The 15,258-nt window shown below is 44.2% G+C and carries 10 protein-coding genes and 3 pseudogenes; 7 read left to right on the top strand and 6 right to left on the bottom strand.

What is annotated here, in order from left to right; genetic code table 11:
- The 6 genes and pseudogenes from L1D22_RS09385 to fabV all read left to right on the top strand — a co-directional run.
- Positions 1–536 (top strand): annotated as a pseudogene (locus L1D22_RS09385) (transposase); the annotation flags it as partial.
- 2 nt (positions 537–538) lie between these two features.
- Positions 539–1,213 (top strand): annotated as a pseudogene (locus tag L1D22_RS09380) (ISL3 family transposase); the annotation flags it as partial.
- Positions 1,191–1,412, top strand: a pseudogene (locus tag L1D22_RS09375) (transposase); the annotation flags it as partial. The pseudogenes L1D22_RS09380 and L1D22_RS09375, both read left to right, overlap by 23 nt.
- 341 nt (positions 1,413–1,753) lie before the next feature.
- Positions 1,754–2,383 (top strand): TetR/AcrR family transcriptional regulator, encoded by a 630-nt coding sequence (locus tag L1D22_RS09370; protein WP_017631427.1) that lies wholly within the window; start codon positions 1,754–1,756, stop codon positions 2,381–2,383.
- Between the two features lie 55 nt (positions 2,384–2,438).
- Complete coding sequence (locus tag L1D22_RS09365; protein WP_239829548.1) at positions 2,439–4,721, top strand: acyl-CoA dehydrogenase; 2,283 nt, start codon at positions 2,439–2,441, stop codon at positions 4,719–4,721.
- A 210-nt stretch (positions 4,722–4,931) separates the two neighbouring features.
- Positions 4,932–6,134: an enoyl-ACP reductase FabV gene (fabV, locus tag L1D22_RS09360; RefSeq protein WP_048664789.1), complete on the top strand. Its 1,203-nt coding sequence runs from the start codon at positions 4,932–4,934 to the stop codon at positions 6,132–6,134.
- A gap of 300 nt (positions 6,135–6,434) precedes the next feature.
- Here the strand turns inward: fabV and L1D22_RS09355 are convergent, their stop codons facing one another.
- On the bottom strand, positions 6,435–8,117 hold the full coding sequence (locus L1D22_RS09355) for an aspartate:alanine antiporter (protein WP_239829547.1): 1,683 nt from the start codon (positions 8,115–8,117) through the stop codon (positions 6,435–6,437).
- 249 nt (positions 8,118–8,366) lie between these two features.
- On the bottom strand, positions 8,367–8,630 hold the full coding sequence (locus tag L1D22_RS09350; RefSeq protein ID WP_009847069.1) for a GrxA family glutaredoxin: 264 nt from the start codon (positions 8,628–8,630) through the stop codon (positions 8,367–8,369).
- A gap of 578 nt (positions 8,631–9,208) precedes the next feature.
- Here L1D22_RS09350 and L1D22_RS09345 point away from each other — a divergent pair.
- On the top strand, positions 9,209–10,510 hold the full coding sequence (locus tag L1D22_RS09345; protein WP_239829546.1) for an iron-containing alcohol dehydrogenase: 1,302 nt from the start codon (positions 9,209–9,211) through the stop codon (positions 10,508–10,510).
- 126 nt (positions 10,511–10,636) lie between these two features.
- On the opposite strand, the gene L1D22_RS09340 is transcribed toward L1D22_RS09345, so the two are convergent.
- The 4 genes from L1D22_RS09340 to L1D22_RS09325 form a co-directional block, all read right to left on the bottom strand.
- Positions 10,637–11,491, bottom strand: coding sequence for a MurR/RpiR family transcriptional regulator (locus tag L1D22_RS09340; protein WP_004734686.1), 855 nt, complete (start codon positions 11,489–11,491; stop codon positions 10,637–10,639).
- A 359-nt stretch (positions 11,492–11,850) separates the two neighbouring features.
- Positions 11,851–13,494, bottom strand: coding sequence for a pyridoxal-dependent aspartate 1-decarboxylase PanP (gene panP, locus L1D22_RS09335; RefSeq protein WP_239829545.1), 1,644 nt, complete (start codon positions 13,492–13,494; stop codon positions 11,851–11,853).
- A 118-nt stretch (positions 13,495–13,612) separates the two neighbouring features.
- The gene (locus L1D22_RS09330) at positions 13,613–14,140 is read right to left on the bottom strand and encodes a hypothetical protein (RefSeq protein ID WP_239829544.1); all 528 of its coding nucleotides are present in this window, start codon (positions 14,138–14,140) and stop codon (positions 13,613–13,615) included.
- Positions 14,141–14,314: 174 nt separating this feature from the next.
- A complete protein-coding gene (locus tag L1D22_RS09325) occupies positions 14,315–15,220 on the bottom strand; it encodes a lysine exporter LysO family protein (protein ID WP_239829543.1) in 906 nt (301 codons plus the stop codon).
- Positions 15,221–15,258: the final 38 nt, after the last annotated feature.

The raw sequence follows: 15,258 nt of genomic DNA, 5'->3' as shown, positions 1-15,258 counted from the left end.
TCGAACTTTCCGTTCAAACTCGAAGGATTAAGTGTCGTGACTGCGGCATAAAAACAGAGTCTCTATCTTGGTTGGAGCCTTATGCTCGTATAACGAAGCGCCTAAAAAGCTATATAGAACAACTACTGCCTCTTCTTCCCATTAAGCATATCTCCCAGTTAACGGGCGTTCATTGGCACACCATTAAAGAGATAGATAAACGTCGACTTCGCCAAGTTGTACCGTCAGTGAAATGGGAAGGGCTAAGGCAACTCGTCATGGACGAGTTCGCCATCTTTAAAGGGCACCGATATGCCACAGTCATCGCTGATGCTAAGACTCACCAAGTCATTTGGATAGGGTTAGGCCGTAGCCGCAAGGACATACGACCGTTCTTCGAGCAGTTAGGCAAGTATGGCAACAATATCGAAGCGGTCGCGATGGACATGAATACGGCTTTTGACCTTGAAGTTCAAGCGCACTGCCCGAACGCAAAAATCGTTTACGACTTATTCCACGTTGTTGCTAAGTTCGGTCGTGAGGTGATGGATAGAGTCACATCGCTGATGCTAAGACTCACCAAGTCATTTGGATAGGGTTAGGCCGTAGCCGCAAGGACATACGACCGTTCTTCGAGCAGTTAGGCAAGTATGGCAACAATATCGAAGCGGTCGCGATGGACATGAATACGGCTTTTGACCTTGAAGTTCAAGCGCACTGCCCGAACGCAAAAATCGTTTACGACTTATTCCACGTTGTTGCTAAGTTCGGTCGTGAGGTGATGGATAGAGTCAGAGTCGACCAAGCTAACAAACTCAAGCCGGATAAAAAAGCGAGGCAATGGGTGAAACGCTCACGCTGGGTACTGCTGAAAAACAGAGGTAATTTAAATGCACGACAAGATAGCTATCTTACTGAAATATTGAATATCAATAAGGACTTAATGACCACTTATATACTCGGCTCACAACTCAAAGAGCTTTGGTATTGTGAATCAGAAGCACATGCTAAGGGGCTCTGGGAGGTATGGTGGGCACAAGTGCAAGAGAGTGGAATTAAGCCATTGAAAGAGTTCGCACGAAAACTGAGGCCTTATCTTCACGGCATTATTGCATCGGCAAGTTACCCGTTAAACACCTGCACACTAGAAGGGATAAACAACAAGATAAAGCTAATCAAGCGAATGGGGTATGGAGGAGGTATGGTGGGCACAAGTGCAAGAGAGTGGAATTAAGCCATTGAAAGAGTTCGCACGAAAACTGAGGCCTTATCTTCACGGCATTATTGCATCGGCAAGTTACCCGTTAAACACCTGCACACTAGAAGGGATAAACAACAAGATAAAGCTAATCAAGCGAATGGGGTATGGATATCGAGATACAGATTACTTCTTCTTGAAGATAAAAGCGGCTTTCCCCGGAAAGCCGCGATGAACCAAAAAAAAGCCCAAACCAACGTGGTTTGGGCGGATACAAGTATAGGAGTTAATAAGGAAAATGCAGTAATTAAGAAAGCAGGGAGAAAAACAAGTTTGACGGCCTGTTAAACTTCTAAATACTCTGTTTTCTACATAATTTATGACCCTCCTTTTCAATTTCAGTTCCCGGAAAATTCATTAATTTTTCCTTTTTTTGTAAACACACGTCGATTCAATCGGTTAGTGCAGACTTTTATTAACTGGTACGACCAATTTGTGAAAATGTGATGTTGCTTGCTTGTTAAATAAATGTACTAAGCGTATATTTCAAACAGTTGTTTAATACGAGTGATTGAAATGGCACCAAGAAGTACAACCAAAGACAAAATCTTAGATGTGGCTGAAGGCTTATTTGCTGAGCACGGTTTTAATGACACCTCTTTACGCACTATTACGGGTAAAGCCAATGTCAATCTTGCTTCAGTGAACTACCACTTTGGCGATAAGAAGACTCTGGTTCGTGCCGTATTAAATCGATACTTAGAAGCATTTATGCCTGCACTGCAAGACGCTTTAGTGAACTTAAACTTAAACGAAACGTATTCTATGAGTGACGTGTTTGAGTCTTTAAGACAACCACTAAGAGCACTTAACGATGTAAGGCCAAATGGTACGAGCCGATTTATGTTACTCATCGGTCGAGGTTATACGGATGTGCAAGGTCACTTGCGTTGGTTCATTACAACTCGCTACAGCGAAGTACTGACTCTGTTTACCAGTTCAGTAATGAAAGCCAACCCTAACCTCACTCAAGAACAGTTATTTTGGCGATTGCACTTCACCCTAGGGACTTGTGTTTTCACCATGGCTTCCAGTCAGGCTCTCGTTGAAATTGCAGAGAATGATTACGGCAAGCGAATAGATGCCAAAGCAGTGGTCGATATTCTTATTCCATACTTGGCCGCTGGCATGTCAGCAGAAGAATAAAACAATAAAAAGCGAAACATTCACAACCAAAATAGTGAACAAAAGGATCTGAACTATGAGCTCTCTAAGACAAAAATGGGTAAGTGACCCAGCTTTTAAACTCTTTAAAAAAGTACTGCCACCACTATCTAGCACTGAGAAAGAAGCGATGGAAGCGGGTAGTGTTTGGTGGGACGGAGAGCTGTTTTCTGGTAAACCAGATTTCACTAAGCTGCACCAATATCCAAAACCTCAGCTGACAGCAGAAGAGCAATCGTTCATGGATAATGAACTTGAAACTTTGCTTGCTATGCTTGATGACCACCAAATCGTAAAAGAAGACCGAGACCTTCCTGAAGAGGTTTGGAATTTCTTACGTAAAGAACGTTTCTTCTCTCTAATTATTGCGAAAGAGTACGGCGGTCGTGAATTTTCAGCACACGCAAACTCGACTATCGTAACTAAGATTGCGACTCGCAGTATCAGTACTGCGGTTTCGGTCATGGTTCCAAACTCTCTTGGCCCTGGTGAGCTGCTGTCTCACTACGGTACTCAAGATCAAAAAGACTACTGGCTACCACGTCTTGCTGACGGTACAGATATCCCATGTTTCGCGTTAACAGGTCCTGAAGCGGGTTCTGATGCGGGTGGTATCCCTGATGTCGGCACTGTGTGTATGGGCATGCACGAAGGCAAAGAGACATTAGGCATCAAGCTTAACTGGAACAAGCGTTACATTACGCTAGCGCCAGTGGCAACGGTACTTGGTTTGGCTTTCAAACTGCACGATCCAGAGAAGTTGCTTGGTGACAAAGAAGACATCGGTATCACTTGTGCGCTAATCCCTGCTGACCACGAAGGTGTTGTGATTGGTGAGCGTCATGACCCACTTGGCCTTGCATTTATGAACGGTCCAACACGTGGTCATGATGTATTTATCCCTATGGAATGGCTAATTGGTGGTGCAGATTACGCAGGTAAAGGCTGGCGTATGCTGGTGGAGTGTCTTTCTGCAGGTCGTGGTATTTCACTACCAGCACTAGGTACAGCAATGGGTCACTTAACTGCGAGAACAACTGGCGCATACGCTTATGTTCGTAAGCAGTTCGGCATGTCTATTGGTAAGTTCGAAGGTGTTGCTGAGAGCCTAGGCCGTATTGGTGGCTTAACGTATCTACTAGAAGCAACTCGTACGTTGACTACCACGTCACTCGATATGAAAGAGAAGCCGGGTATCGTAACGGCTATCGCGAAGTACCACATGACAGAGATGGCGCGTACGATTCTGAACGATTCAATGGATATCCACTCGGGTCGTGCAATTCAAGACGGCCCGATGAACTACTTGGCTGCGCCTTACTTAGGTATTCCAGTTGCTATCACAGTAGAAGGTGCGAACATCTTAACTCGCAACCTGATGATCTTCGGTCAAGGTGCGACACGTTGTCACCCATACGTGCTAAGCGAAATGGAAGCGGCAGCAAACCCAGATGAGAAGCAAGGTGCGAAGGATTTCGATAACTTGTTGTTCAAACATATTGGTCACGCTACTAAGAACACGTTTGGCGCGTTCGGTGCGGCACTAACAGGCTCTAAGTTCATTAAAGCAGATATGAGCGGCCCAACGAAGCCTTACTACCAAGACCTGACTCGCTTGAGCCGTGCGCTTGCGGTAAGTGCGGATTTCGCAATGCTAACGCTAGGTGGCGAACTGAAACGTAAAGAGCTTATCTCTGCACGTCTAGGTGATGGTCTAAGTTACCTATACATGGCGTCTGCAGCACTTAAGAAGTATGAAGACGAAGGTCGTCAACAAGCTGACCTAGACTACGTACACTACGCTGTTCAACACTGTTTCCATAACGCGGCTAAATCGCTACAAGAAGCGTACAGAAACTTCCCGAACAAGATGGTTGGTAAAGTACTCAAAGGTCTCGTTTTCCCGGTAGGTAACCACTTTGAAAAACCAAGTGACAACCTAACGGTACAACTGGCTGAGAGCTTAATGACTCCGGGTGCACACCGTGAACGTCTGACTCATCTTTGCTACATCGGTCAGGAAGAAGACGATAGCGTTGGCTTGATGGAGAATGCGTTCAATGCGATGTACAGCATCAAACCACTTGAGCGTAAGATCTTCAAAGCGGTGAAAGAGGGCAAAGTGGCTCGTAAAGGCTTACTACAAGATAAACTTGCTCAAGCACTGGCGGCAGACGTTCTTACTCAAGATGAAGTTGACCAAATCATTGCAGCAGACAAACTTCGCTATGCAGCGATTCAAGTTGACCACTTCAGTCATGACTTTAGTGAAACTTTGACGCGAAAAGAGTTAAAACCTAAGCTAAATAGCGTTGCTTAGATAAAGAAATGACAAAAGGCACCTAATAAGGTGCCTTTTTTTGTTTTTGTGGTAGAAGTCGCAATAGACGCGTTAACAAATGGTGACTTAGTCAGCAAATATTCGCTGAGTGCTCCAACCACTTGCATTTTCACCACATTTTTACAGAAATTAGATGCCATTTGCGTACGAAACTTTTATCCTTAACCTGATTTTTTAAGGAAGTTGAATATGATCATCAAACCTCGAATTCGCGGATTCATCTGTACTACAACACATCCAGTCGGTTGTGAAGCTAATGTAAAAGAACAAATTGCTTACACAAAAGCTCAAGGCCCAATCGCAAACGCACCTAAACGTGTACTAGTTGTTGGCTCTTCAAGTGGCTACGGCTTGTCTTCACGTATTGCGGCTGCATTTGGTGGCGGCGCTTCAACTATCGGTGTTTTCTTCGAGAAAGCCGGTACTGAGAAAAAGCCGGGCACAGCTGGTTTCTACAACTCAGCAGCGTTCGACAAGCTAGCTAAAGAAGAAGGCCTGTATTCAAAAAGCCTTAACGGCGATGCTTTCTCTAATGAAGCGAAACAGAAAACAATTGATCTGATCAAAGAAGATCTAGGTCAAATAGATATGGTTGTGTACTCACTGGCGTCTCCAGTGCGTAAAATGCCAGAGACTGGCGAAGTGATTCGTTCAGCTCTAAAACCTATCGGCGAAACGTACACATCAACAGCGGTTGATACCAACAAAGACACTATCATCGAAGCAAGTGTTGAGCCTGCATCTGAAGAAGAAATCAAAGACACTGTGACAGTAATGGGCGGTGAAGATTGGGAACTTTGGATCAACGCTCTTTCTGAAGCAGGTGTTCTAGCTGACGGTTGTAAAACTGTTGCTTACAGCTACATCGGTACTGAACTAACGTGGCCAATCTACTGGGATGGCGCGCTAGGTAAAGCTAAGATGGATCTAGACCGTGCAGCATCAGCGCTGAACGAGAAACTAGGCCAAACTGGCGGTACTGCAAACGTTGCTGTTCTTAAGTCTGTTGTGACTCAAGCAAGTTCTGCAATCCCTGTAATGCCTCTTTACATTGCTATGGTGTTCAAGAAGATGCGTGAAGAAGGTATTCACGAAGGTTGTATGGAACAGATCTTCCGTATGTTCAGCCAACGTCTATACAAAGAAGATGGCAGCGCGCCAGAAGTAGATGAAGTGAACCGTCTACGTCTAGATGATCTTGAGCTTCGCGAAGACATCCAAGACCACTGTCGTAACCTATGGCCTCAAATCACAACTGAGAACCTAAAAGAGCTGACTGATTACGTAGAGTATAAAGAAGAGTTCTTGAAGCTATTTGGTTTCGGTGTTGAAGGTGTTGATTACGAAGCTGACGTTAACCCAGCTGTTGAATTTGATGTTGCTGACATCTAATTCAAGTTATCGAGTCTAAACGATATAGGCGCTCATTGAGCGCCTATTTTTTTGTCTGCTATTTGATTAAAGAGATTAATAGCAGATACGGGATTCGAGTGGCGAGGTGCGAAAAGATTTAAGAGCGGATATGGGTACCGCGATTCGAAGGGGGACAAGAGTAGAAATAGGGGACGTAGAGATTAAAAGCTAGGGGGCGAGGCTTGAACTGCTTAAAACAGGCCATAAAAAATGCACTAACCCAAAGTGAATTAGTGCATTCGAAATATCTAAGTTTGGCTGCATTTAAAGCAGTAGACGCTAGCTAATGATGATGATGAAAGTACCTGCTAAGGTCATCAATATATTGGCTATCGCGTACGTACCTGCGTAACCCAGTGCTGGAATAGTTGAGCGAGCGTGATCATTTACGATGTCCATTGCTGGAGCACAGGTTCGCGCACCAATTATCGCCCCAAACAGTAGCGCTCGGTTCATCTTTAGCACGTAAGCACCAACCAAGTAAGCGAAGAATACCGGTAGCACACTCACTACTAGAGCAATACCGATAACTTGCGGGCCTACTTGAGTCAAGTGTTCAAACATCTTACCGCCGGCACTTAAGCCGATACCGACCATAAAGAACATCAAACCGAGATCTTTGACCATGTTTAACGCACCTTGAGGTACGTAACCAAAGGTAGGGTGGTTTGCCCTTAAGAAGCCAAGCATGATACCTGATAGAAGTAGGCCAACCGCATTACCTAAGCCGAATGAAACCTGACCGAATGTCATGGTGATCAAACCAAACAAAATACCCAGAATGAAGAAGCTACAGAAAGCCATCAAATCGGCCATTTGGCTGTGAATCGAGATGAAACCAATTTTCTCTGCTAGGCCGTGAACACGACTCTTTTCACCACTTACCTGCAGTACGTCACCCTTAGAAAGCACGATGTTTAAGTCCATCGGCATTTCAATCTGAGCTCTGACTACGCGGTTTAGGAAACAACCGTATTCAGACAGGTTCAAGTCAGATAAACGCTTACCTGCGATGCTGTCACTCTTAACGACGATCTCTTCTTCCACGATACGCAGATCGAGAAGGTTACGGTCGAAAACCTCTTTACCGTTACGGAAACTTGGGTCTAGACGTGCGTGGCTGTCTGGGAAACCAACCAATGCGATTTCGTCTCCTTCCTGCAGAATTGCATCACCATCTGGGTGGGCAAGAATACCATTACGACGAATTCGTTCGATGTAACAGCCTGTTTGGCGATAGATACCCAATTCACGTAGGTTCTTACCGTCAGTCCAAGAGATAAGCTCTGGGCCCACACGATAAGCACGAATGATAGGAAGATAAACCTTACGTTGACCAGAGGTACCTAAGCCACGCTCTTGAGCTATCTGCTCAGCTGAGTCGTGTAGGTTCACTTTTTGCAGCTTTGGAATCAGGCGAGCGAACATGATCATGCTGATTAAGCCAACCAAGTAAGCCATCGCGTAACCGACCGAAAGGTTTTCGATAATCAGGCTTAAATCCATGTTTCTTGGCACTTCAGCAAGCCCAGAATTAAGAGCGTCTTGTGCACCTACCAAGATTGGCGTTGCTGTAAGCGCACCTGCCATCATGCCGGCAGATAAGCCGAAGCCTAGGCCGAGGTAATGACTGCTGAAATAGGTTAAGGCAATCGCGGTAGAAAGTACCACAAGGCTCAGAATGAGGTAGTGCTTACCGTCTCTGAAAAAGATACCGAAGAAGTTTGGACCCGCTTCAATGCCAACACAGTAGATGAACAGCATGAAGCCAATGGTGAGTGCATCTGCATTAAAAGAAAAGCCAAGATGTCCCATAACGAGGGAAGTAATCAGAACACCGATTGAATTGCCGAGTTGGAGACTACCGAAACGAATTTTACCAATGGCTAATCCAATCGATAAAACAACAAAGATGAGGAGAATGGGGTTTTGTTCTAACAGAAAAACAACGTCGATATTCACAGTGGTCGCTCAATAATTGGCGTGAAACACAGGGTAAGGTTGAGAGGTGAATTGTATCTAAATATAAATAAATTATAAGCGATATTTTGCTATTTTACTTGATTTTGACCTTATTCTTATTCCGTACGAAAACTGGTCATAAAAAAGCCCGCTACAGTGAGCGGGCTTATTATAAATCGTACAGTCTAACGCTAAAATTGGTCAGCTGTTTAAGGCTATAGCATTGGATCTCTTGTGATAAATATTAGCTTAGTCGAAAAGACCTAGGTTTTCTTTTGCGTATGCTTCAAATTCTGTGCATCCGCCGATGTGGTCTTGATCGATGAAGATTTGTGGAACTGTGTCTACTGGCTTACCCACTGTTTTCTCTAGGTCAGCTTTGCTGATGCCTTCAGCGTGAATGTCAACGTAACGGTAGTTGAAGTCATCACGTTTAGCTTTAAGAGTTTCAGCATGCTCTTTTGCACGAACACAGAATGGGCAAGCAGGGCGACCAAAAATAACTACAAACATTTAATTTCTCCTAAATACGGGATGAGGCTCGTTAACTCATTTATGTTAACTATTCTTTTATGAATGCCACTCAAAATTTCTTAAAACCAACTATGCCTCAATGCTATGGGGAAATAAAGATGGAATTGCCTCTTAGTACAATAGGTTTTGCCTATCAGAGCAAATAATGGTCACAAAAAGGATCTGTGATGATTTCTGATGGGTATTTAGGTTGAGTACCCATAATTTAAGAGTGTGAATTACCCCTAAGAATAGGACTTTAATCCATCTTTAATGCGATAAGTTGCACCTCGTCAAAAAACGCACTCATGGAACGAGGCATCTTAATACTGATGTGCGGGAAAGAAGCGAAATTAAAAAGAGGCGGCATGGCGTAAACATATGGACTACAGCCATGTTCGATATTCTCTATTAGCCTTATGTCGCTTCCAGCATGTTTTTCCTCGATACGAAATCTTTCAGTTGCAAAGGTAAGAAACGAAGACTAGTTACAAAGACAAGAAAAAACGAGCTACAGAGTCTACATTCCAAAAACCAAGAGTTCGCAGTTTTGTTTGGTCATAGGCGCAGGAGGCACCATGTTTCAATTTATGACATCTACAAAGATCATCTTTGGTGATGGAGCACTTTCCGCTTCATTGTCTCTCTTTAACCAATACGGCTACAGCGTGCTATTGGTGACTGGCAATACATTAGAACGCACGTCAATTGTCACTGATTATCTAGATGCTCAGGGTATGCGCTATCAACACATCGCAGTCTCCGGCGAACCCAATATTAAAATGGTCGAAGAGGCGGTGATATCTGCCAGAAGGTTCAAGCCTGATATGGTTGTCTCCATGGGAGGAGGCAGTGCAATCGATATGGGAAAAGCGTTAGCCGCTGTTTTACCTAACCAAGGTAATTTATACGACTATGTCGAAGTGGTTGGGCGTAATGTTCCTCTTAAAACCAAGCCGCTTCCATTCATTGCGATTCCTACCACGGCCAGTACAGGCGCAGAGGTGACTAAAAATGCGGTGCTTAAATCAGGGCAAGACCAAGTTAAGATCAGCCTTAGAAGTCCAGATATGTTGGCTGACGTTGCGATTGTCGATCCAACTTTAACTCATGGCACCAATCTATATTTGTCAGGGCGCGGTGCGATGGATGCCTTTACTCACCTGATGGAAGCTTATGTTTGTGGTGAACCTAACCCGCTTACCGATATGATCTGCGAAGAAGGGTTACGCAAGCTGAGTGGCTCCGTAGTAAAAGCATGCGTTTATGATGAGCCTCAAGCACGATCAGATCTGGCGTTTGCTTCCATGCTTGGTGGTATTGCGATTACCAATGCCAAGCTAGGTGCTGCACACGGATTAGCTTCTGCGTTGGGTGGTAAGATTTCTGCTCCGCACAGTGTTATTACTGCTCGATTAGCGCCATTTGTGATGCTGGAAAATATTGAGGTAGCAAGAGAGCAGCAGCGAAGCGACATTTTAGAGCGTTACCAAAGGATTGCTCAAATAGTAACAGGTAAAGCGCAAGCCTCCGCAGAAGACGCTATTTCTTGGTTATCAGAGGTGCTAGATACGCTTAAGCTACCAAGTCTCTTAGAGTTTGGTGTTTGTGAAGCGCAATTCGAAGAGGTATCTGTTGATGCACTTAAATCGGTTGCTATTAAAGGGAATCCATTGCCATTGAATCAACAGCGTTTAATACATATCTTGCAGCAGGTTTGTGAGGAGTGCAGTTGTGAAGGGGAGCGTCACGAAGCCGCTTCAAGAAAACAGCCAGCTCAAATTACTCAAGAACCTGCAAGGGAGTCGAGCTTTACCATTATCAATTCTTATGCGTCTGAGAACAGTGTGGTGGAGAAGGGTAACAGTTGGACTATTTAACGGCCTTTGAGCTGTTCGCTGCATAAAGCATTTTAAACAGACAAACAAAACGGAGCACTAGGCTCCGTTTTTTAATAGCTATCTTTTTATTCGTATCCAATAGGTACTTTGTTGGTACCTAGAAGGTTAGAACTGAGAGTACTTCTCGTAACGTGAATCACGAAGAGACTCTTTAACGCGCTTTAGGTTCTCTCTGAAACCAGAACCGCGACGCAGTGTAAAGCCTGTCGCTAACACATCAATAACCGTCATTTGAACAACGCGGCTTGCCATTGGCATATAAACGTCTGTGTCTTCCGGTACATCCAATGAGATAGAAAGCGAGCTTGCCTTATCTAGTGGAGAGTCTTTTGCTGTGATAGCGATAACTGTTGCACCGTTTTCACGGGCTAGGTTTGCAATCTCAACTTGGCTCTTAGTGCGACCCGTGTGAGAGATAAGAACGATAACGTCGTTATCACTGCAGTTAATGCAGCTCATTCGTTGCATCACGATGTCTTCGAAACAAGTGATTGGGATATTAAAACGAATAAACTTGTTTTGAGCGTCTTTCGCTACGGCAGAAGAGGCACCCAGTCCGAAGAATGAAATGCGTTTTGCTTGAGTCAGCAAGTCAACCGCACGGTTTACTTGCATCGCATCTAGACTGTTTTTAGCAACGTCTAGACATGCCATAGTCGATTCGAAAATCTTATGCGTATAAGCATCTGGACCATCGTCTTCTTCAACATTACGATTCACGTAAGGTGTACCGTTCGCTAAGCTTTGAGCTAGGTGAAGTTTGAAGTCAGGGAAGCCCTTTGTGTCTAAACGACGACAGAAGCGGTTAACTGTAGGCTCACTTACGTCAGCCATCTTAGCTAAGGTAGCAATGCTAGAATGGATTGCAGTTTGAGGGGAAGCCATGATTACTTCGGCTACCTTACGCTCAGACTTGCTGAAATTTTCCAGGTTTTTTTGTATTTTTTCTAATGTATTCATAGTGTTCACAAGGGTATAGAGAACAACTTGCCAGTTAATATCTTTTACCAGGGGGTATGGCTGAAACAAATATCAATAATCACAAAACCAAACTTAGATTCGGTATCGTAAATACTGCTGCTTCAAATAGATATCAAGCTAACTAGCACCATAGAGTCAGTATAAACCCAACATACTATTTACTAATACAAAAACACGGCATGAATGCTTAAGAATATGACAAACCTCAACAAAATTTTAGAAAACTACAGAATTGGAAGAGGGTTTGAGCAAAAAGAATGCAAATTGAGTATGAACTGACAGCTTAGTTACATCAAAAAGAAAGAAATTTTCAATTTGATGCAACTAAAATTGAATGGTTATGCGTTGATTTGCGTAACCAACTTGGTGATTTTACCCATCAAGTTAGGCGCTAGTTTAGAGATTTCGCGTTGTTCTTCAAGCACTGAAGACAGAATCTCATTACCCGTTAGTGGATTAGCTAATACGACGCGGAAAACGATGATTGGTTGGTGTGCCCAAGCTTCAGGATTTAAACGAGTACGTGACACAAAAGATTTGCCGGTTTCACGCTGCTTCTTCTGAATAAACTTAGTCAGTTCGTTAAGCAACTCGTTCAGCTGTACGCGTTGTTCAGGCTCCGCTTTAAGCAGCGCAGCTTTAACTGATTCAGGAACATAGCGGTATGTCAGCAGGCAAAGCTCTGGCTCTGATACCAACTCGAAATCGCTTTGTTCTTTAATCAGATCGGCGAAGTAACGTGCCTTGTTGATACTTTGGTCGATCAATAGCTCATAACCTGGGCGGCTAATGATGTGCATAGCAGCGTAAACCAACATCGCCATGCCTGAACGTGAACCTTCTAAAGTATGGCTGCCTAAGTCTTTAGAACCTTTACGCAGGATGTATTGAGCGTGATGCTCAATCGCTGTCATCGCATCAGGCTTCTTAAACAGAACCATGCCTGCACCCATAGGGATGTAAAGCTGTTTGTGCGCATCGATGGTGACGGAGTCAGCCAATTCGATACCATCAAGCAGGTGACGATGATTGTTAGACATCAAGGTCGCACCGCCCCAAGCAGCATCCACATGGAAGTGACAATCTGATTCTGCACACACCTCAGCTATATCTTTAAGTGGATCGATATTGCCAGTTTCGGTTGTGCCAGCCACGCCGATCACGGCGAAAGGCTTAATCTTGTTTTGCTTTAGTTGCTCGATCTTGAGTCTTAAATCGTCAGTGCAAATGCGGTTGTCGTTATCCGTTTTAACCGATACCAAACCTTCTTGGCCAATACCAAGCACATCAGCGGCTTTTTTCAGAGAGTAGTGACCACGTTCAGAGACTAAGATGGCAAGGCCTTCATAGTCGTAGTGCTTCATAGCTTTGAATAAGCCTTCTTTCTCGACACCTTTGAACGAACCTTGTGCTTTAAGTGCATTGTTACGAGCAACCCAAAGCGCCGTAATGTTCGCGATGGTACCGCCAGAACAAAACGCACCCAAAGAGTGGTTTGCACTGTGCATCCAACGAGAATAGAACTGGTCGCTATCTTGATAGATTAAGCGATGTAACATGCCCAGAACTTGGCGTTCTAGGGGAGTGAAAGCTTTGGAGGTCTCAATTTTGACTAGGTTCTGATTCAACGCAATCATGATTTTAGAAAGCGGCATCAGAAAGTACGGCAACGCAGACGTCATGTGACCAATAAAACTTGGCGAAGACGTATGTACCGAATGAGACACGAGCGAATCGAGGAGATGCTCAGTATGTTCAGAAACAAACTCAGGCTGCTCTGGAATATGAGCATTTGAAAAATCTTTCTCAATTTCACGCAGCGGCTTTTCTTCAGCCACAATATGTTCACGTAAGAATTGATTCAGGTTTCGTGAAAGTTTGTCTTCAATTTGAGTGAGTGTTGAATCTGGGCCTTCCGGTACCGTGAAGATACGTAAAAGACTGTCGAAGCTAACATCTGCTGTTTTTTGTTCCGTAACCATAGCAAGCGAGTTATTTTTCTAATATTGACGCGAGCGGGACAATCTAAACGAAAACGGGAACAATGTCCCGTCTTAATTATGAAATCCAACTTCTCAAAAAAGCATATTAAATGAGGGGTTATTTACACTTAATTGCTTCAAGTTTAGCAATCGACTGGTTGTAGCGTTGAAGTGCCGTGTCGATTTGCTTAGGGTGGCTAAGCAGTTCTGCAAACGCTGAGCGTAGCTCGTAGTTTTGAGCGTGAGGCTTTGATTGGCGGTCGTCGAATGTGGTTTTTGCTACTTTACCTAGTTCGTCATCGCGCTGTGAGAGCGTCTTAATGTCGTGTTGCTCTAGCTGTAGCCAGCCTTCAACAGGTTGCTCTGTAGCCACTTTGCTTGAGTCGTTGACTAAGTAGTAGTGAACGGCTGCGCGATTAAGCTCGAAGTGGTGCTTACGGCCTTCTAGGAACCACTCGCTTACTTCTGTCAGCTCTGGGTATTGTTCAGAAGTTAATGCAGCAAGGTCTGAATACCAACCTAATGAAGCGTCGATGTACGCATCATATTTTTTTGCTTGGCACTGGTTTGTCTCAGACATTGAATCTGCTGCAAAAGAGAAAGTAGAAGTTGTAGCTAGCAGTAATGCGACGCAAAGGCGTTTCATAGTTGTTCCTTTTGTAAGTTTATTCTTTTTATAACTTTGTCGTTACAGGGTACCGTGATCATTATTTGTTGAGCAATGACACTTAGTGCCTTTTTATTTCGGTAACTGTATCGGTGTCTTGGGCATTGGTATTCGAGATGCATTCTAATCTAAAACAAACGCTATTCCTGCGATCTAGTTAGCAAGAGATACAAAGAACAACATCAAAATAGGCACAAGCAGACTCAGTATAAAGCCACTGACAATCGCGATAGGGACACATCGGACGCCACCTGTTGTTTGAATCACAGGCAAGGTGAAGTCCATTGCTGTCGCACCTGCATAGCCAATAGAGGTGCATGGGTAGCTGCGGATAAGCACTGGGATCAGCACTAATGCTACTAATTCTCTCAAAAGCTCTAGCATGAATGAAGCACCGCCATAAACAGGGCCGAACGCGTCACCCATTAAGATACCGGCAAGAGAGTACCAGCCAAAACCAGAAGACATGGCTAAAGCTTTGAACAGTGGAATACCCAATAGGTAGGCCGCGATAACGCCGCCTAACATTGAGGTGATGATGATTGTAACAGCGATGACCATGCCGTGTTTATTGAGCAAGATCTGTCGAAGTGTTAATCCGCTATTGCGCAGTTGAATGCCAATAAAGAACAGCAGTACAAACAGAATCCATTCACTTGCGGTATCTACCCAGTCAAGGCCGATAGGCAACACTAAACCAGCAATAAGACCAGAACCCACGACTAAAATCAGCTTGGCCGATTCCATCGCCATCGAAGAGAGGGGCAGTTTCTTTTTGCTGCTATCTGTTTTGAGTGGCAATAACTTATCAATCGCAGGAAGTGCCATTAGATTACAGACGCTTAAGCAGACAAAGAAAGTGACGGTATAAAGAAGTATTGTCTGCAGGTTACTGCCGAGGTTATCGAGCGCCGCTAAGCTAAGGCCCATTAAGGCTAGAATCACGTAGATTAAACGTGATGTTGAGCGGTTGATAAATTCGAGCGTTTGAGCGTTTGAAATAGAAAATAGATACCCCACGACCAGTGGAGCAAATATAAAGATCATCCCTGTAAACATGCTTTCCCCATTGCATTTACTTCATATATAACGGTGAC

This window comes from Vibrio sp. Isolate34 (assembly GCF_022397915.1).
Taxonomy (GTDB): domain Bacteria; phylum Pseudomonadota; class Gammaproteobacteria; order Enterobacterales; family Vibrionaceae; genus Vibrio.
Note: the sequence above shows the minus strand (reverse complement) of the source record. Positions and strands in the feature narration are given on the sequence as shown.